The sequence below is a fragment of the Neobacillus sp. YX16 genome (assembly GCF_030123505.1).
Lineage (GTDB): Bacteria > Bacillota > Bacilli > Bacillales > Cytobacillaceae > Neobacillus.
Map to the genome: position 1 here is coordinate 287,150 of NZ_CP126115.1, position 18,510 is coordinate 305,659.

Annotated in this window: 21 protein-coding genes; 14 read left to right on the forward strand and 7 right to left on the reverse strand. The window is 37.3% G+C overall.

Annotated features, from left to right (window positions below):
* Positions 1 to 47: 47 nt before the first annotated feature.
* Genes QNH48_RS01535 through QNH48_RS01545 form a run of 3 tightly spaced genes read right to left on the reverse strand, consistent with a single transcriptional unit; the run spans position 48 to position 532 of the window.
* Complete coding sequence (locus tag QNH48_RS01535) at positions 48 to 269, reverse strand: hypothetical protein (RefSeq protein WP_283953470.1); 222 nt, start codon at positions 267 to 269, stop codon at positions 48 to 50.
* Positions 226 to 411: a hypothetical protein gene (locus tag QNH48_RS01540; RefSeq protein ID WP_283953471.1), complete on the reverse strand. Its 186-nt coding sequence runs from the start codon at positions 409 to 411 to the stop codon at positions 226 to 228. The genes QNH48_RS01535 and QNH48_RS01540 overlap by 44 nt, the downstream gene beginning before the upstream one ends.
* The gene (locus tag QNH48_RS01545) at positions 374 to 532 is read right to left on the reverse strand and encodes a helix-turn-helix transcriptional regulator (RefSeq protein ID WP_283953472.1); all 159 of its coding nucleotides are present in this window, start codon (positions 530 to 532) and stop codon (positions 374 to 376) included. The genes QNH48_RS01540 and QNH48_RS01545 overlap by 38 nt, the downstream gene beginning before the upstream one ends.
* A 212-nt stretch (positions 533 to 744) precedes the next feature.
* Between QNH48_RS01545 and QNH48_RS01550 the strand changes: the two genes are divergently transcribed.
* From QNH48_RS01550 to QNH48_RS01560, 3 genes are all read left to right on the forward strand, one after another.
* A complete protein-coding gene (locus tag QNH48_RS01550) occupies positions 745 to 951 on the forward strand; it encodes a hypothetical protein (protein WP_283953473.1) in 207 nt (68 codons plus the stop codon).
* Between the two features lie 130 nt (positions 952 to 1,081).
* Positions 1,082 to 1,315 carry a hypothetical protein gene (locus QNH48_RS01555; RefSeq protein WP_283953474.1) on the forward strand — a complete coding sequence of 78 codons (234 nt, stop codon included), beginning with the start codon at positions 1,082 to 1,084 and terminating at the stop codon, positions 1,313 to 1,315.
* Entirely contained in the window at positions 1,312 to 1,557 is a 246-nt protein-coding gene (locus tag QNH48_RS01560) for a hypothetical protein (protein WP_283953475.1), read from the forward strand. The genes QNH48_RS01555 and QNH48_RS01560 overlap by 4 nt, the downstream gene beginning before the upstream one ends.
* A gap of 222 nt (positions 1,558 to 1,779) precedes the next feature.
* Here QNH48_RS01560 and QNH48_RS01565 read toward each other — a convergent pair whose 3' ends face one another.
* Positions 1,780 to 2,328 carry a hypothetical protein gene (locus tag QNH48_RS01565; RefSeq protein ID WP_283953476.1) on the reverse strand — a complete coding sequence of 183 codons (549 nt, stop codon included), beginning with the start codon at positions 2,326 to 2,328 and terminating at the stop codon, positions 1,780 to 1,782.
* Positions 2,328 to 2,972: a deaminase domain-containing protein gene (locus QNH48_RS01570; RefSeq protein ID WP_283953477.1), complete on the reverse strand. Its 645-nt coding sequence runs from the start codon at positions 2,970 to 2,972 to the stop codon at positions 2,328 to 2,330. Before QNH48_RS01570 ends, QNH48_RS01565 begins: the two co-directional genes overlap by 1 nt.
* A 63-nt stretch (positions 2,973 to 3,035) precedes the next feature.
* Here QNH48_RS01570 and QNH48_RS01575 point away from each other — a divergent pair, with 63 nt between their 5' ends.
* The 8 genes from QNH48_RS01575 (at position 3,036) to QNH48_RS01610 (ending at position 12,030) form a co-directional block, all read left to right on the forward strand.
* A complete protein-coding gene (locus QNH48_RS01575) occupies positions 3,036 to 3,377 on the forward strand; it encodes a hypothetical protein (RefSeq protein ID WP_283953478.1) in 342 nt (113 codons plus the stop codon).
* A gap of 800 nt (positions 3,378 to 4,177) precedes the next feature.
* Positions 4,178 to 4,387 carry a hypothetical protein gene (locus tag QNH48_RS01580; protein WP_133371859.1) on the forward strand — a complete coding sequence of 70 codons (210 nt, stop codon included), beginning with the start codon at positions 4,178 to 4,180 and terminating at the stop codon, positions 4,385 to 4,387.
* A gap of 19 nt (positions 4,388 to 4,406) precedes the next feature.
* Positions 4,407 to 5,648, forward strand: a complete 1,242-nt coding sequence (locus QNH48_RS01585; protein ID WP_283953479.1) for an efflux RND transporter periplasmic adaptor subunit — start codon at positions 4,407 to 4,409, stop codon at positions 5,646 to 5,648.
* Positions 5,649 to 5,653: 5 nt separating this feature from the next.
* Positions 5,654 to 6,385 (forward strand): ABC transporter ATP-binding protein, encoded by a 732-nt coding sequence (locus QNH48_RS01590; RefSeq protein WP_283955647.1) that lies wholly within the window; start codon positions 5,654 to 5,656, stop codon positions 6,383 to 6,385.
* Positions 6,357 to 7,496, forward strand: a complete 1,140-nt coding sequence (locus tag QNH48_RS01595; protein ID WP_283955648.1) for an ABC transporter permease — start codon at positions 6,357 to 6,359, stop codon at positions 7,494 to 7,496. Before QNH48_RS01590 ends, QNH48_RS01595 begins: the two co-directional genes overlap by 29 nt.
* Before the next feature lie 69 nt (positions 7,497 to 7,565).
* Positions 7,566 to 8,237, forward strand: a complete 672-nt coding sequence (locus tag QNH48_RS01600; RefSeq protein WP_283955649.1) for a response regulator transcription factor — start codon at positions 7,566 to 7,568, stop codon at positions 8,235 to 8,237.
* Positions 8,238 to 8,248: 11 nt separating this feature from the next.
* Positions 8,249 to 9,496, forward strand: a complete 1,248-nt coding sequence (locus tag QNH48_RS01605) for a sensor histidine kinase (RefSeq protein ID WP_283953480.1) — start codon at positions 8,249 to 8,251, stop codon at positions 9,494 to 9,496.
* 1,598 nt (positions 9,497 to 11,094) lie between these two features.
* On the forward strand, positions 11,095 to 12,030 hold the full coding sequence (locus tag QNH48_RS01610; protein WP_283953481.1) for a 3-hydroxyacyl-CoA dehydrogenase family protein: 936 nt from the start codon (positions 11,095 to 11,097) through the stop codon (positions 12,028 to 12,030).
* 73 nt (positions 12,031 to 12,103) lie between these two features.
* Here QNH48_RS01610 and QNH48_RS01615 read toward each other — a convergent pair whose 3' ends face one another.
* Positions 12,104 to 12,967, reverse strand: a complete 864-nt coding sequence (locus QNH48_RS01615) for an endonuclease/exonuclease/phosphatase family protein (protein WP_283953482.1) — start codon at positions 12,965 to 12,967, stop codon at positions 12,104 to 12,106.
* 253 nt (positions 12,968 to 13,220) lie between these two features.
* Between QNH48_RS01615 and QNH48_RS01620 the strand changes: the two genes are divergently transcribed.
* Positions 13,221 to 14,651 carry an alkaline phosphatase PhoX gene (locus tag QNH48_RS01620; RefSeq protein WP_283953483.1) on the forward strand — a complete coding sequence of 477 codons (1,431 nt, stop codon included), beginning with the start codon at positions 13,221 to 13,223 and terminating at the stop codon, positions 14,649 to 14,651.
* A gap of 449 nt (positions 14,652 to 15,100) precedes the next feature.
* Here QNH48_RS01620 and QNH48_RS01625 read toward each other — a convergent pair whose 3' ends face one another.
* Positions 15,101 to 15,646 (reverse strand): TetR/AcrR family transcriptional regulator, encoded by a 546-nt coding sequence (locus tag QNH48_RS01625; RefSeq protein ID WP_133371844.1) that lies wholly within the window; start codon positions 15,644 to 15,646, stop codon positions 15,101 to 15,103.
* A 172-nt stretch (positions 15,647 to 15,818) separates the two neighbouring features.
* Between QNH48_RS01625 and QNH48_RS01630 the strand changes: the two genes are divergently transcribed.
* Together QNH48_RS01630 and QNH48_RS01635 are read left to right on the forward strand one after the other, a co-directional pair.
* Positions 15,819 to 17,252, forward strand: a complete 1,434-nt coding sequence (locus QNH48_RS01630; protein WP_283953484.1) for a DHA2 family efflux MFS transporter permease subunit — start codon at positions 15,819 to 15,821, stop codon at positions 17,250 to 17,252.
* A gap of 102 nt (positions 17,253 to 17,354) precedes the next feature.
* A complete protein-coding gene (locus tag QNH48_RS01635) occupies positions 17,355 to 18,350 on the forward strand; it encodes a LacI family DNA-binding transcriptional regulator (RefSeq protein ID WP_133371842.1) in 996 nt (331 codons plus the stop codon).
* Positions 18,351 to 18,510: the final 160 nt, after the last annotated feature.

The window sequence follows — 18,510 nt, forward strand, 5'->3', positions numbered from 1 at the left end:
CTCCTACTTCAAGTTTTGGATATTTTGGTGGCAAAATAAAAAGCCACTCATTCATGAGCCGCTTTCTCCAGGTTCTTAACCAGCAGGGTTAAATCCTCTCCATTTACAATTACCTTTTCAAGTTCACATGGATATGGGTGTTCTTTTTTAATCCACTTCCAAAAGTCATAAGCTACTTCATCAGGTTTCCTATTCTTTAATGGATAATTTCCCCTCCGTAGCACACTATTGTCGTTCGTGGTGTAGAAAATCTGAATCAGTACGTTCATTCTTTTCATCCTCGTACATTTTCTTCAATATTTTATCGGTTTCCATTGTTACATTGTAAAAATGGACTATCATTTGAATGTCTCTAGGAGTATATCCATTTTCCTCAAATTGTTGAATCAGTTTCTTCCACTTTTCGTTCATAGAGATCATCCACCTTAACTCCTAAAAAGTCGGCTAATTGAAAAGCCTTATCGAGCGATGGTAAGGTTTTTCCAGTGCTCCAATTTGACAATGTATTAGCAGATACCCCTAGCTTTTTCATTATGTATTCCCTTTTAAACGGTGATTGCTTGATTAATTGCCCAATGTTGCTTTTGTACATTATGAACACCTCACCATATAATTCGACAAAATTCATTGTTATTCCTTTAACAATATTACTCACAAAAAAATCAAACTATTTTTGTGATAGATAGTTATATATAGGTCATAGCGCTCATACCATTTAGTAATTGAGATAAAGGAGGAAAAAACATGAGCAACAAAAAAGTAAAATCAGTTTCTTTTAATATAACCAATCAAAAGGAGAAAGAGTTTTTAGAGCGCCTAGAAAAAGAAAAGATAGAGTTTAGTGGGTATGTTAAGGAATTGATCTTCGCAGATTTACATCGGCGCAACGAACCACTTAAGATTGTCAAACGAAGCGAGGGTGGTGGTATTAAAATAATAGTCTGTAAGTAATACCTCCTCCCAATAAGATTCCACAGTACCACTGTAACAGGCTTGACATTGTCAATCGTCATGAACATTACAATAGGGAGGTCTTCTAATGATAGAGGGGAAGGGGCTTGGTGGAAAGAGGGTTCATAGGGTGAACGTATCGCTGACGAACAAGCAAGCTTTTAAACTGAACCGACTGGCAACGGCATGCAATATGAAGCCGACGACACTGGCTACAGTACTAATTGAAAAGGGACTTAATGATGTCAGTCTTGTCTCAGAGATGCAAAAGGAGTATTGCACAGAAAAAGCTTACCGAGTGATTGTTGTTAATAATAATGGTGAACTGAACTACGTTTTGAGCGGAAGAGAGGACATCACATGAGCTGGATCAGTTATATTACTGGCGGTATGACTGTGATATTGGCATATGCCTTTTACACTGTAGGGATGGAAGATGAGGAAGAGGAGTTGGTCTTAGTTGGTAATAACCAGGATAACAATGAATTCAATGGTAGATACGTGACGCTAAGTTGTCAAACATGTAGAAAATTAAAGAAGCACCGGGAAGTTGAAACTAATCTTTACCAGTGTACAAAATGTAAGCGACATGTAGATTTGCGATAATATTAGAATATCTAAGATTGGGATTAAAAAGGTCGTTTCAAGTTGTTGAAATCACTTTTTAATACAATAACAATGTTCTTTTTCTCAAAAGTGAATAAAAGAAAACTGTAAGAATCCTCTATGACGACAGCAATGAATCTACACTTAATAAGGCACCTGTTAGGGTGCCTTATGGTTTTTAGTGATCTAAAGCGTGTTCACACTAACAATTAAGTTTTTTATTTATGCAGACCCCATTTTATCAGGAGGTATTGGATTAACAATTATGGAACCTTGAAAATCTGTTAATTTTTCTCCAGAAAACTTAATCTCTTTACCGAAGTTGACCTTTTTTAGTTTTATGAGATCTAGGGTTTTGTTATCGAAAATTTTTATTTCTATATTCATGTTTCTGTTATCCGTGTTTTCATCACTCTGTTCTTTAAACTTACTTTTTATAATACGATTATTAAAATTTATCAATTGTTCATTACTTATTATCCAGTCTTTGTCTTGGAGATCTCCATTTTTATGGTATCTGGAAATTTCCGATAAAAGAAATTCTATTGGCTCCCGGTCGCTATCTGTGATTTTCTTTTCATATTTCTCAGTTTGGAGAAGATTAAATATAGCGGCCAAGCCATAATAATACCCTTTAGAAAACCCAAAAAAGGATATTAAATCTTCTAAAACAATTGATATCGTAGGACCTACTGTGCTATCCGGTTCTTCAATAACGTCTAAAAATTCATACTCCACTGTACGTTTTATATCATCCTGTGTATACTCCATTATTTTCCCCCCTTTGTAGGTACTTGTCTGTAGAAGACATTAACTTCAATTTTAGAGTATTTAGCGGAAAATTCTTTTATAATCCGTTCGCAGCTAGGACAAACAGCCAACTCAGTATAAATATTTATTTTACCTGTTGGTGTATAACCCTGTACTTCCTTAATTTTATTTTGTATCTTCTCATATATATATGCAATAATTTTGTATTCTGTATCAACGTTTCGGAGACTATAGTTTATCCGCTTCTTTTCTTGTCCTTCTCCTTCAGTGATTGTAATTGCTTCTGGCAATTTTTTTGACCGTTTTACCTGACTATTCTCTTTATATTCAATATTACTGGAACTAACATAAGATGCCATGGACATTCCTGGAACCCATTTTTTTGCAGCAAATTCGTGTGGTAAAACTTCCAAATGTGATTTGAAGAAATCATTACCAATTTTGCTATGAGCAATAATTGTATTTTTCCCTATTCCAGGTATATCATAACTTGCTACTCCAAAGTTACCAAAATCAAATTTCAATTTTATTGAGTTATCTAACTTGCCATTCACAGCAAGCGTGTCAATCATTACCTCAATGTCATGTTTGACATTCCTAAAGTATCTCCCCAGCTCATCTTTTGCATAAAAAATCCCAATCAACTTAATCATCCTTAACGAATTTATTTTTAATATAATAGAATTTTAGCATTTTTACTTTTGTTTATGGTAATATATTGCATTAAATTATTCTTAATTAACTGCTTTGGCCGCAGTGCAATTAATGGTGAAGATGATACTAAGCCAATCGATAAAGAGAAGCCTTTCAAGTTATCGGTATCTTCAAGATTTATGAAAACTCCTTTACATCAAAAAATAGTTGATGTCATTGAGGAAACCGTAGCAGAATTCGGACATTTGGGAGCATTTGAATTGGTGGACATTACTCATGTCCAGGGCGGTCCGTGGGACAGGACTTATAGACGAGGCTCTGGTCGGGATGGAAAAATCCCGTATTCGCTTATTGAAGATTATTGTTTAACTGAATCTGTAACTAATGCTAATTAAGCAAGCCCTTCTCCGTAGAGAGGGCTTTATATTTTTCACATAAACGTCATAAGGGATTAGGGGTTATTTTTTTGTCCTCCTGTTTGTCCTCGGCCTATTTGCAAATTATTACAAACTATTTTAATTAAAGCTTGGAAAATGTCGATTTATCGCGGTATTTTATATTCATTTTCTTCTATAATATACGAAAATGAATGGGCGGCATGATGTAATAGCTGCTCAACCCCTTGATATACAAGGTTTTTTAAGGAGTTTGCTAACAAATTGCTAACATAATGTTAAAAGTAAAAGAGGCTTTTCATTAGTTTTTTCAAACTTTTGAAAAGCCTCTTTTTTTTATATGTTCCTTGTTAAAGTATCCCTTTTTTTTTGCAGAAAGTGCCATCCATTTATAATTAGATATCTGACCTTGTTTCCTAAAGTACAATTTTATAAATTGCTTCGTGATCCATTTGGTCTAAATCTTTTTACAGTTTACTTATAATATTAGTTGGAAAGTAGATTATGCTCACACCTAGGATGCGTTGTGGTTATTGATTTAGATTATCCGAGAAACCACCAAAACTAAATACAACTATAATACATGAAAAAAAAGCGAAGGCTTCCTCAATTTTATTGAGGAAGCCTTCGCTTATCTAAACTATAGTGCCCTTTTCAGTGACCTCATGTAGCCTTCTGTTTTTTTGGAATATTCGTAAGAAAGATTACATTAATTTGACATGTAAGGGTGAAATGTTAAGGAAAAGTTAAGGAACGAATTTCATAATGGGCTTATCAACGTAAAATAAGGAGGCATAAAAATGGAACAAGCTAAACAAAATCTAATAAAAATTTTACTCATCGTAAATTTGGTGATAAGTACGTGTGCAGCTATTGGGGTAGGATATTTAGTTTATAAACAAAGTACAATCCTTGATTTTTCAGAAATGGGGCCAAGAGGGAATGGTCAAATGTTCCCGGGTAATGGTCAATTCCAGCCGGGTCGCGACCAATCAGGCCAAAATCAATGATGGAAAGGAGAAGAGAATTTTGAAAAAGTGGATTATTATTTCAGTATTTATTGTTGTAATAGGAGGAGCAAGTGCTTGGCTCCTTTTAGGTAAAAAAGATCAAGCTCAAGGTGTTGTGGCTGCAGCACAAACAACACCAGTACAAAAAGGAAAATTAGAGGTAGCCGTTAGTGGTTCAGGATCGGTTACAGCCATTACCGATTATGATCTAACAGCCGAAAATACAATTCTTGTTGTTGAGAGTGTAAGTGTAGCATCTGGTGATACCGTATCTAAAGGGGAAACACTTGTAACGTTTAAAAATGGTGATGTTGTTAAGGCTCCAAATAGTGGAGAAATTACAGCAGTTAATGTGGAAAGCGGCAGTGGAGCTTCAAAAGGAACAATCCTTCTTCGTATCGAAGATGGAGATAGGGTCGTTTCACCAGTAACAAGAGGGGACAATAATGGTTCAGATAGCCTAGGAACTACTGGTGGCAGTAGCTTAACAGCGGATACTGTCAGTGTAAAGGAAGGAGATGTTGTCAAAGCAGGTGACACACTCGTAACCTTTACAGATGGTAGTATCTTACAAACTCCGGTTGATGGCACCATCACTAGCCTTTCTATTGCAAACGGTGATTCTGTACAAAATTCAGAGACAGTTGCACACCTTATAAATTACAGCTCATTGCAAACAACCATTAGTGTTGATGAGTTAGATATTACAAAAGTCCAAGTAGGACAGGCAGTAAAAATAACCGCAACTGCATTTGAAGAAGAAGCATTCGAAGGAACTGTAACGAGTGTTGCAAATGTGGGGACATCTTCAAATGGAGTTTCTACATTTGATGTTGCAATCCAAATCACTGATCCAAAAAACTTGAAAATTGGTATGTCAACGGAAGCAAGTATCACAATCGAGAATAAAGAAAACGCCCTATACGTTCCAGTAGAAGCCGTATATAAAAGCGGAGATGAAAAATATGTATTAGTTCCTGTAACTGCTGACGATTCCACACAATCTACAAAGAAAGTAACAGTAGAAACGGGTATTGCGAATGATACGTATGTTGAAATTACAAGTGGTTTAAAAGAAGGAGAAACTATTCAAATTCCGATCGTACAATCCAGTGGTAATTCTATGCGCGGAGGAATGATGATGCCAAGCGGTGGCTTCCCAGGCGGCGGCAGCTTCCCAGGTGGTGACTTTGGAGGAAGAAATGGAGGAGGAGCCCCATTTGGCGGCGGTGCTCCATCAGGCGGACGAGGTGGAAACTAATGACTATTCATGAGCCGATTATTCAAATTAAAAACATGCAGAAAGCGTATGTACTTGGCGGCGAAACGGTGTTGGCTCTTCAAAGTGTTTCCATTGATATACAAAAGAGCGATTTTATCTCTATTATAGGTCCATCGGGATCCGGAAAATCAACATTTATGAATATGATTGGATGTTTAGACCGACCTGATTCTGGTGAATACTTTTTAGATAATGAAGAAATAGGAAAAATGAAGAGTTCACAGCTTGCAACCATTCGAAATGAAAAAATAGGTTTTATTTTTCAAAACTTCAATCTTATATCGAAGCTTACAGCAGTTGAGAATGTCGAACTCCCACTCATTTACCGAGGAATGAAAGCAGCGAAACGAAGAGAAACGGCATTAGAAGCATTAGAAAAAGTAGGATTGGCAGATAGAGCGAATCATTTGCCTTCTCAATTATCTGGCGGCCAGCAGCAACGTGTTGCAATTGCTCGTGCGTTGGCCGGCCATCCGCCTATATTACTAGCAGATGAACCTACAGGTGCACTTGATAGTAAAACAAGTAAGGAAATTTTGGGGATTTTACATTCATTAAATGAGCAGGGACATACCATCATTCTCATTACCCATGATTTAGATGTTGCAAGAAAAGCAAACCGTGTTGTTCGTATCCATGATGGACAACTCTATGAGAATGGAGGTGAATGGTTTGCAAACACTGAATATGGCACTGAAAAGTATCAAATCCAATAAAATTAGAGCATTTCTAACGATGTTAGGGATTATTATCGGTGTATCCTCGGTGATCGTCATGGTTGCGATAGGACAGGGGTCAACAAAAGAAGTACAAGATCAAATTGGAAGCCTGGGTACAAATGTATTAACTGTATCGGTTACGGGTTCAGATGTTACATTTAAAGAAGAGGATGCTAAACAGATTCAAGTTGTCGATGGTGTTGAAGAAATTGCCCCAACAGTGTCTGGAAGGGTAACAGTAAAAAACGGGAAAACGAACACACAAGTGTCAATGATTGGAACAACTTCTTCCTACTTAGATGTCCGTGATTTACAGCTGCAATCAGGACGTTTCATTGCAGACTTGGATCATGATAATCATTCAAAAATTGCAGTACTGGGTTCAGACACAGCCCAAACATTATTCGGTTTAGGCGACCCGGTAGGTGAATCAGTAAAGGTAAACGGAACATCCTACAAAGTTGTGGGCGTTCTTGAATCAGTTGGAAGTTCCTTAGGAACAAGTGGAGATAATACGATTCTTGTCCCTCTTAGCACAGGACAACGTTTAGCTTCTACTACCACTATTGGGACAGTATATGTAAAGGTTGAGAATGAAGATGTGATGAATTTCATATCCAACCTTATTGAAAGAACGATGTATTCAATTGTGGGTGATGCGGATAGTTATAGTGTATCAAGTCCCCAAGATTTAATGGAAACTGCATCATCTGTTAATGAAACGATGACATTAATGTTAGGAGGAAGTGCAGCTATTTCTCTTATTGTTGGTGGAATTGGTATAATGAACATTATGCTTGTATCCGTTTCAGAACGTACAAAAGAAATAGGCATTAGAAAAGCAATTGGAGCAAAACGTAAAAATATTCTGCTTCAATTCCTTATTGAAGCAGTTGTCTTAAGTTCACTCGGTGGGCTCATTGGATTAGGAATTGGGGTAATCAGTACTCACATATTTACGTTAGCAACGGGTACAGCAACAGTTTATTCTATACCTGTTATGCTGCTATCATTTGTTTTCTCTTTATTAGTTGGAGTTGTATTCGGTGTGTTTCCGGCGAATAAAGCTTCTAAGCTTGACCCGATTCAGGCTCTTCGATATGAATAGAACAAAACAAAGCGATCGTCTACTGCGAACGCTTTGTTTTGTTACTATGTAAGAAAGGAGTGACACATGATGCGTATATTAGTAGTAGAAGATAATGTGGCCTTGCTAGAGTCTATTAACCAAATTTTATCTGAAGAATTTGAAGTAGATTGCATTGAAAATGGAGAAGAAGGGCTATTTATGGCCATGCAAAATATATATGATTTGATTGTCCTTGATGTAATGCTTCCGGAAATGGATGGATTTGAGGTTATACAAAAGATACGCGGGGGACATATTGAGACCCCTGTTTTGTTTTTGACTGCCAAAGATTCATTAGGAGACCGGGTCAAAGGATTGGACTATGGAGGAGATGATTATCTGACCAAGCCATTTCAAGCACCGGAACTGCAAGCACGTATTCGAGCGTTATTGAGAAGAAGCGGCAGTCTAACGACAAATCAAACGATTCAATATCGGGGGATCGAACTATTTGGAAAAGAAAAAGCCATTTTAGTAGATGGCTATCCTATAAAATTAACGTTAAAACAGTATGAAATGCTGGAGTATATGATTCAAAACAAAGGTGCCATTTTGACGAAAGAACAGCTTTATGATCGAGTATGGGGATTCGATTCTGATACAACAATCGGCATAGTAGAAGTATTTGTCCATCATCTTCGCAAAAAGATGGAACCGTTCGGGTATCATAAAGACATTCAAACGGTACGCGGCATCGGATATATCATGAAGGAACAGTAGGAGAGAAGGGGATGTTTCAACGAACTCGTATTAGACTCACTATTTTAAATTCATTAGTCTTTATCATTTTAATTGGTGTGCTTGCAGCAGTAATTTATTCTTATGCCGGGTCGCGTTTGTATCGGGATGTAAACAATGACTTGCTTGAGGCGGCAGAACGTCTAGCTGGGACAGGACAACAGAGGTCTATAATACAGCCAGATGGATTGCCGAGAGGGCCTAGAGATCCACGTATTGCATTACTGATTTGGAACGAAAAAAATGAATTAATTACATTAAATGGGGATGGAACTGTTTTTTCCGACAATGAATCAAAATTTCGGCCTAATGAGTTAGAAATGCTTCGAGACACAGAAGCAGAAGGGTTCCACTTTAGAACCATCGCAATAAAAGCGTATCATCCAAATTTTGGAGTAATAACGGTACAGTTTGCAAGAAACATTACTTCTGAGAAAGAAATGCTTCAGACATTGCTATTAATTTTAGTTATCGGTTCTGGTATTGGATGTTTGTGTGCGGTTGGTGCGGGATTCTTTTTGGCTGGAAGGGCGCTCGTTCCAATTAAAAAAGCATGGCAAAAGCAGCAGCAGTTTGTGTCAGACGCTTCTCACGAATTAAGAACACCTTTAGCTGTTATCCAGACTAAGACAGATCTATTGTGGCGTTCCCCGACTTCTACTATACAAGATAAGGCAATAGATATTTCTGTCATATCAAAAGAAGGGCGGCGATTGTCAAAGCTCGTCTCTAATTTGCTTACATTGGCGCGTTCTGATTCAGATCAGCTAGAAATGGAAAAGAAAGAGTTTTTATTAAGTCATTTGTTGATGGAATTAATCGAGCATTACTCAGAAATAGCTTTATATCAAGAAAAAGAGCTTTTATTAGATGCTCCATATCCTGTCTCTCTTATTGGAGACAAGGAGAGAATCCATCAATTAATGGTCATTTTAATTGATAATGCTATGAAGTATACGAAAGAGGGAGGAAAAATTATAATTTCTTGTTCCCAGACCTCACATTCCGTTTTGATAAAAGTACAAGATAATGGCATCGGTATTGAGGAAGAGAATATGCCCAAAATATTTGATCGATTTTTTCAAGTGGATAAATCCCGGACTGAAGAAGCGGGAGCTGGTCTTGGGCTTGCGATTGCAAAATGGATTATTGACAAACATTATGGAAAAGTAAAAGTGCATAGCAAAGTTGGAGTGGGAACAAGTTTTGAAATTATTTTTCCAAAGAATCAAAGGATATAAAGAAAACTTGCAGGTAGTCAAACCTTATGTGGCGGTTCATGAGGAGTATTTGCACTTATGCGCGATAAGAAAGAATAAAATTACTGTGAAATTTTTATACTTTCTTATTAGCTGGCAATAAAAAATTGGGGAAATATGTTTAGCTATATGTCAGGTTCTTCCACAAAACCAGCTAACAGAAGCTAGTCGTTATTCCATTAAAGGGCACTTTAATGGAGTAAGAACTAAGCTCATTCTCATTGGTGTATTATTAAGGAATATAAAAGAATCTGTTTGATTAATGAGCAAGCAAAGTTACAGGCTGCTAATATGTAGGAGACTAACAAATATATAATCTTAGATAGAGAGCAAACAGAATCTGAATCAGATGATTACTAAGAGTATTTCACCAGCACCCCCATATGTTGCCACATACACTCTGGACATGTGGAATGTGTGAACAACCGTAAAAGTCTATCTGCTTGAAATTGCTAACATTTTGCTAACGCAATCAAATAAAAAACGATAATATCCCGTTAAAGATGTTACAGACAGAAATTAACAAAACCTTAAAATACCGCACTTTCCGTACACCAGGTTAAAGATATTACACACTCTCACCTTAGGGGCGGCATGATGTAATCATGTCCTCCAGCCCTTGATATATAAGGGTTTTTGAGTGAATTGCTAACAAAATGCTAACATAATGTAAATTAAAAGAGGCTTTCTCATTAGTTGACCAACTTTTGAGAATCCTCTTTTTTTATTTTTCGTGTACTGTAGAGACAGACATTTTTGGTATCTAATCATCTGAATGGCCGAGTCTGTCCATAATTTGTTTGAGAGCTACACCAGCCTCTGGATAAGTTACCTCCTTGGTCAGCGTCGCTTCCTTTTTGCTACTAGCAAGAATAATCAAAGTAAAGACTACTATCTATTAACCAGGAGGTAGTCTTGGTTTTGTTAGTAGATATACTAGAGTTTTCCTAGACAAAAAATTTATCTAAAAAACGGGGGAAAGCCTATTTTAAAGGGTTTACTGTACTTTCAATCAAACGATTAGTTAGTAATAAAGATGTTTGTATTTGTCAGAAAATGCATTTTGCAAGTTTCTATTGTTAGTTTTGAAGATAATTCCTTACACTTTCAATTTTTATACGACAATTAATTCACTTTAAAATAGCTAAAAATTCGTTTGTTAAAAGGGATCAGGCGCTATTTAATCAAACGATTAATTAGTTGAATCGGCTTTAACTAAACGATTGATTAGAAAAGCTTTAAATGCTGTCAAACCTGCGTTTCTTTCATTTTTGTAGGAAGAATATTGTCGAAAAGAGAATCGAAATTATGGTCCTTTGGCTGTTATTTTCCAAGTAATGGCTGTCATATACTTACTGTTTGCTTAAGCAATTAACTATGGCTCGTTCTAATTCCGGAATATTAAGTAAAAAATATAAATTTACCTGCCCCACTAATACAAGTTAATCAGTATTTTGGCAAACGTATCATCCAGCCTTCAAAAAGGGTGGAACGGTTACGACTACAAATGCTTCTCGTATTAACAGAATTATTGTAATATAAAAAATAGATTAGTAAATATTGACAAAGGTGGGGTACAGATGAGTGAAAAAGTTACTGTATTAGGTGCAGGTACAATGGGGCATGGAATTGCTCAACTTTATGCACAGGCAGGATATGATGTTTTTTTATATGATATTAAAGCTGAATTTTTATCCAATGCGGTTACTAGAATTTCAACGAATTTAAATATGTTAATTCATGAGGGAGTTATTGGTGAAAAGGATAAAGAAAGCGCACTGTCTCATATTTTTACAACGACTAATTTAGAAGAGGCGGTTAGGGATACATCCTTTGTTACCGAAGCCGCTTCAGAGAATTTAGATATTAAATTTAGCTTGTTCAAACAATTGGAAGAATTGATCGAGGATGATACCGTTATTGCTTCCAATACTTCGACGTTTTCACTAAGACAATTATCGGAAGGGATTCAGAAGAAAGACCGGTTAATTATCACCCACTTCTTTAATCCAGCACAGATTGTTCCGTTAGTGGAAGTGGTGAAGGGACCGGATACTGCACAAGAAATTATTGACCGAACCGTAGAAGTACTGAAAAGTATAGGGAAAAAACCAGTAGTTCTGAAAAAAGATATCCCTGGTTTCATTGCCAATCGCTTGCAAGCAGCACTAGTCCGTGAAGCTTTTCACTTACTAGATGAAGGGATTGCTTCCCCAGAAGATATTGATTTAGCCATTACAGATGGTCCAGGATTCAGATGGGCATTTATTGGTCCATTAGAAACCGCTGATTTTGGAGGACTTGACATTTGGAAGAGTGTAGTAGAGAATCTTGCCCCAGAATTATCCAAAGAGGTAAAGATTCCAGCATTTGTTGAGGAAAAAGTTCAAAGTGGAAATCTAGGAACCAAAACAGGTAGTGGATTATTTACATATGCAGACGATGAAGAAGTTCAACAGAAAATTAAACAAAGAGATGAAAAGTTTGTTAGATTAGCTAAAATAAAGAACACTTAAAAAGACCGTTGGTGACTTAATCAAAAAAATACCCACCAAGCCATTACAGCTTAATGGGAATTTATTCTGGTCTTTACTTTCCGCCATTATAGAAAGGTTCCAGTCTTTCCAATACAATTTCAGCTGTGATTGGCAGGTGGTCGGAAGCTAATGTATTTATTACATCTGTTTCTACCGTTTTAATATCGGATGAGGTAAAAATGTAATCAATACGTTTAGTAGGATTCGTAGCCGAATAGGTATAAGCCTCAGGCTGATCCGCAAACACGTCAAGATAATTTGCATACATTGGTTTCATTTCAATGCTTTCTGGGACTGCGTTTAAATCTCCCATAATTACTTTTGGTCCTTTGGATTCTCCTGCTATCGCAATGATTTCCTTCATTTGTATTTCACGCTCGGCCGTTGTTAAAGCCAAGTGCGTATTATAAAAATGCAGGTGATTTCCTTTTACATTAATTGTAGCTTCAAGGAGACCTCGCTGTTCCGTATTTCCGATTCTAGTAAGAGAGTGGTTTTCAGAGTTCAAAATCGGATACTTACTCAAAATCGCTGTTCCATACTGACGGCGCGGCTCCCCTTCATTTAATGGATCTCTGTCCAAGTTGGCAGCAAAGACATAAAACATACCAAGCCGCTCAGCAAGCCATTTTGCCTGGTCTTCAAAAGCACTGCGTTCTGACCAATGGTTGTCCACTTCCTGCAGTCCAATAATCTCTGCCCCTTCATCTTCAATAATTTTAGCAATTCGTTCCAAATCTAATACTCGATCAACACCTTCAGCGTGATGAATGTTATATGACATCATCTTTACATTTACCGATACACCTCGTTCAAACTCCGTTCCATTTGCTGTTGCTTTTGACTGTGTCCCCATTAGAGAACCCATAAAAAATGCAATAGTCATCAGGCTCATTACCAGTTTCATGATTTTCATTACTCATTTCCTCCTCTAGTAGATTCTATTAAATAGTACAGAAGAAAGTTGAAGAACTAATTACTTGAGTGTAAACACCATATTAAGAAGTGTAAAGAATAGGTAAAGTATTCAGTTAATGTCGTAAAGGCAAGACATATTTACAATTCCTTATCAATAGTTTACTGAATTTTTACAAAAATCCTACTTTCCCTTAAAACTTTCAATTTAGTCTATTACTAGATTCATAATAATATTTGAGGAGAGATAGTCTGTGAATAATGAAACTTCTAAAAATGGCTTGAACAGAAGAGACTTTTTAAAAGCGGGAGGAATGGGTACACTTGCCCTCACACTTGGGTCAACTGGGGTATTAGCACTTGGTTCAAAAGCATTTGCGGATACGACGAACAATCCAACCAGCGGCTTTGGCGGTTACGGTCCTTTGGTGCCGGATCCGAATGGAATTCTTGACCTTCCAAAAGGTTTTCATTACAAAATTATCTCTAAAGAAGGCGGTCTAATGTCAAATGGGGCAAAAATCCCTGGCGCATTTGATGGGATGGCAGCTTTCGAAGGACCTAACAATACTACCGTTCTAGTTCGTAACCATGAATTGGGGACAGGCGCAGCATTTGGAAGCAATCCTTTTGATGCAGCTGCTCAAGGTGGTACAACGGCCCTAGTAGTAGGAGCTAATCGAGAAGTTATCAAAGAATATGTAACCTCATCAGGTACAATTCGAAATTGTGCTGGCGGAGCGACACCATGGGGTACATGGCTAACTTGTGAAGAAACACGTTCTGCAACACATGGATATGTATTCGAAGTAGATCCACAGCAGCCTGAAAACGAAATGTCCAAAACTCCAATCAAGGAGATGGGTCGTTTTGCACACGAAGCCTGTGCAATTGACCCATCTACAGGATATGTATACTTAACTGAAGATGCTAGCCCAAGCTACCTTTACCGTTTTATCCCAAATAACACGAGCCAAAAGCCTGGCGCGTTACAAGAAGGCGGTACGCTGTATGCAGCTGCGATTGAAGCGGTAACGGATCCAGCAGCAAGCACTTTCAAAACAGGACAAACATTTAAAATTGTTTGGAAGAAAGTAGATCCTCATTTTTGCCGAGAGGAAGCAGCTGCACAGAATTGCATTAAATTCTCAAGACTTGAGGGAGCTTTCTTCCAAGAGGGTGTTTTCTGGTTCGATGACACCTCTGCCGGTGACAAAAAACTCGGACGCGTTTACCGTTATATTCCTCACACTAATACATTGGAGCTTTTCTATGAGGGTAATGATGCACGAGAAATGGAATATCCAGATAATATATGTATGACTCCATGGGGCGACCTTTGGTACGCAGAAGATGGTTCAGGTGATGATAGACTTATGGGAATTACTCCAGAAGGCAAAATTTATCCTTTTGCCCACAACCGTCTAAGTAATTCAGAATTGGCAGGTCCTACCTTCTCGCCAGATGGAAACACACTTTTTGTTAATATACAAAGCCCTGGTAAAACCTTTGCTATTTGGGGACCGTTCCAACGCAGAAATTCTGCGCGCGCAAGAGAAATGTCCTACGCTGCTCCTGCCAATCTTGCACCGCAAGTTTCGGAAAAAGTGGCAAAGGCTGCCGAGGCGCAAGGTATGTCCGTTCTAGAAGCAGCAGCATTTGAACGTCATGGCTTAATGTTATAATTTGAATAATGGAGTCAGTCCCTCAGTGAATAACTGCTTTAACGCAATGGGGGACAGACCCAATTTCCCAAAAGTATAGACTACTTCCTAAATTTAAGGAGGTAGTCTTTTTTATGTTGTTAAAATTTAAAAGCTTGTATCTATTTTCTCATCCTCTATCTCTTATAGGTCAGCTAATGTTGCTCCCCTTATTCAGAAAAAGTAATCTCTATTGCTATATTATTCCTAGTTATATAAAAAAATGGACAAGTATAGTCAAGTAGCCATGTTATAAATGCAATTTCTTTCATATTATTCAGTATGTCTTTAGAAAGGAGGAAAAACATTAAGGATATTAATCGAGGTCTCTCAAAAGTTCACTGAACTTTTGGGAGGCTTCTTTTTTATTTCTTACGTTACATAGAGGTAAACATTTTCGCCGTGATTTTATCCTTTTGGTGCGACCATTCTTAATATCTCCTAGTCATCCATACCGACATTTGATGTGCAATATATTCAGAGCTATAATGTTTTCCATCCCGAATCCACCACATTAAAATACCTAGAATTGAGGATGCGATAATATCTTTTGAAACAGCATCTTCTGTTACTATTTTATTTAGATCGCGCCTAGCCTGAACGAATTCCACGATAAAGTTATGGAGCTTCTTTTGGAACGCCTTCTCTTCGAATAACACGGATAAGTACTTTCGATGTTGATAAAAGTAATCCAAAAAGGTAAGTCTATGTTCATCTAAATCTACATGTTCTGGTTGTAAAAGAGGTGATAATTTCTTAGACAAATCGTCGAAAATATCATAAACGACATGCTTCAGTAAATCCTGCATATCTACATAATGCAGGTAGAATGTAGCACGATTTAATTCAGCTTTTGCTGTTATTTTTTGAACCGTTAATTCCTGTAAATTTTGTGATTCAATTAATAATGATATAACCGCTTCCTTCAATAAACGCTTGGAGCGAATAGCACGTGGATCCTCTTTCCTTGCAGACATTTTATTAACTCCTTTGACTATTAACCTAACACTTTTACAACATAATTAAGTGAACCGTTGCATAGTTGACGTTTTATTAAATAATGTTGGTGGTTTCTTAATTTAAAAGTTGTTACAATCTATTTTATCGTCACTATGTTGATAAAGTAAAGAGGAGGTCTATGAGTTTTCTATGGCTCAACAAATGAATAAGAAAGTATTACTGTTTGTGTTGCTGCTTGGAGGTTTCTTATCGATATTAAACCAAACACTATTAAATGTTGCATTAAGTGAATTTATGGAAGTGTTTGATGTTGGTGCGACAACTGTACAATGGTTAGCAACAGGATTCATGCTGGTTAACGGTATATTAATTCCGGTAACGGCTTTTTTAATGAAGCGCTTTTCAACACGTCAATTATTTATTAGCTCAATGCTATTATTATTAATCGGTTCTATCATTTGTGCGATTGCACCAAATTTTTCAATATTATTAATAGGACGTATGATTCAAGCTGCTGGTGCAGGTATTATTATGCCGCTCATGATGAGTGTCGTTATGTTTATTTTCCCACTTGAAAAACGAGGAAGCGCAATGGGCCTAATAGGGCTTGCCATGATTTTCGCTCCTGCTATAGCACCAACATTATCTGGCTTTGTCATTGAATATGTATCATGGCGCTGGTTGTTTATAGGTTTAATTCCGCTTGTAGGAATTGTTATTGTATTAGCATTCAAATATTTAATTAACATTTCTGAAGGATTGAAGGCAGAATTGGATGTGCTAAGTTTCATACTATCAACAATCGGCTTCGGGCTAGTATTATATGGATTTAGTAATGCCGGTAGTCACGGATGGGGCGATGCGATGGTGTTAACGTCAATTATTGCGGGGGTATTGGTGTTAGTGTTTTTCACAATGCGTCAATTACGCGCAAGTGATCCGTTTTTAAATTTACGAGTGTTCCAAAACAAAACGTTTACAATGACGTCTCTCATTAACATTATCGTAACGATGATGTTATATGCCGATATGATTTTATTACCGATTTATTTACAAGATGGCCGTGGTTTTACAGCATTTGATGCAGGATTATTATTATTGCCAGGGGCCATCGTCAATGCTTTTCTTTCACCTGTTACCGGAAAATGGTATGACCGATTCGGCGCAAAGCCATTATTCATTATCGGTTTAATTTTTGTCATCCCTTCGATGTGGGTTGTCACCGACTTAACGCAAAACACGACATTTGCTTTTTTAATGATTCGTACGATTTTCTTGCGTATCGGTTTAAGCTTTATAACCATGCCGCTGAACACAGCAGGCTTAAATGCATTATCGAAGGAACTTGTTACACATGGCACAGCCGTTAACAATACGGTTCGTCAAATTGCAGGGGCGATTGGTACAGCGGTTGTCGTAACCATTTATACCTCAAATGCAACAGACTATGCAGGGGATTTAGTTAAACAAGGTGTGACAGAAAGAATTACGGAACTGGCATCAATATTTGCCTCAAGCCAATCCTACTACTTCATGATGATTTTAGCGGTTGTTGCACTGGTAATCACATTGGTTACACCGTTAAAGAAACCTATGTCACCTGAAAAAGCAGAAGAGTTGTAATAAAATTTTTCAAGTATAGACTATCTCCTAAAAATAAGTGGATGAAGTTATTTATGTTACTATAATGGTATATGAATTTGAAATGTTATGAGGTAGAGGACAATGAGTACAATTTTAGATATTGCTAAGCTTGCGGGTGTGGCGAAAAGTACGGTTTCTCGGTATTTAAATGGCGGCTCGGTTGGGGAAGCGACGAAGAAGAAAATTGAACAGGCAATCAAGGAGACCGGGTATTCTCCGAATCCATTTGCGCAGAGTTTAAAAGCGAAGAAAACGAATATTATTGGCACGATTGTCCCGCGGCTTGATTCCTATGCTTCTTCACAAACATTAATTGGCATCGATGAACAATTAAAGAAAATGAATTATCAGATGCTTATTTCCAATACAAGTCAAAATCTGGACCGAGAGATAGAAAGCATCTATAGCTTCGCCAATCAAAAGATGGCGGGGATTATTTTGCTTGCTACTGAAATCACAGATCAGCATATCCAGGCATTTGAAAGTGTTAAGGTTCCTGTACTGTTAATTGGACAAGAGCATGAGAACTTTCATAGTCTAATTCATGATGATTTTAATGCCGGTTATGCGATGGGGCGGTACGTACTAGAAAAAGGATATCGGAAAATTGCTTATTTAGGCGTAACGGAACGGGATATTTCAGTAGGCGTGAAACGAAAGCAGGGTTTTAAAAAGGCGATACAAGAAGTCGAGGATTGTGATGTTCGCTTCTATGAGACATTATTCAATATTCCAGCTGCACAAGCGAGTTCAAAGGAAATCATCCATGAATTTCAGCCTGCGATCTTTGTATGTGCAACCGATAATATCGCTCTTGGGGTTTTGAAGGCATCGTATTCAGAGAGGATCACGGTCCCTCAGGACTTAGCAGTTACAGGTTTTGGAGGCTATGATGTGACAGGAATCATTCATCCGGGCATAACGACGGCGAAGTTTTTTTACAAAGAAGCGGGGGAAAAGGCCGCAAGACATATTGTAGAGTTAGTCAATGAACGTCCTGTAGAAAAAGTAACACTTTCTAAATTTGAAATTATTGAGCGGGAAAGCGTTGACAATCTTTTGAACTGTCCCCTATAATAGAGACAACGAAACCGGTTCCAATTAAGAGGACCTGTTCACTTGGTAACAATTGAATATGGTTTCTCTTTTTAACTATTTATTTTTTTAATTAAAATCGGAACCGGTTCCATTAGAGAAAAGAACTTATTTTTTTGTTTCTTAATGGAACCGGTTCCTA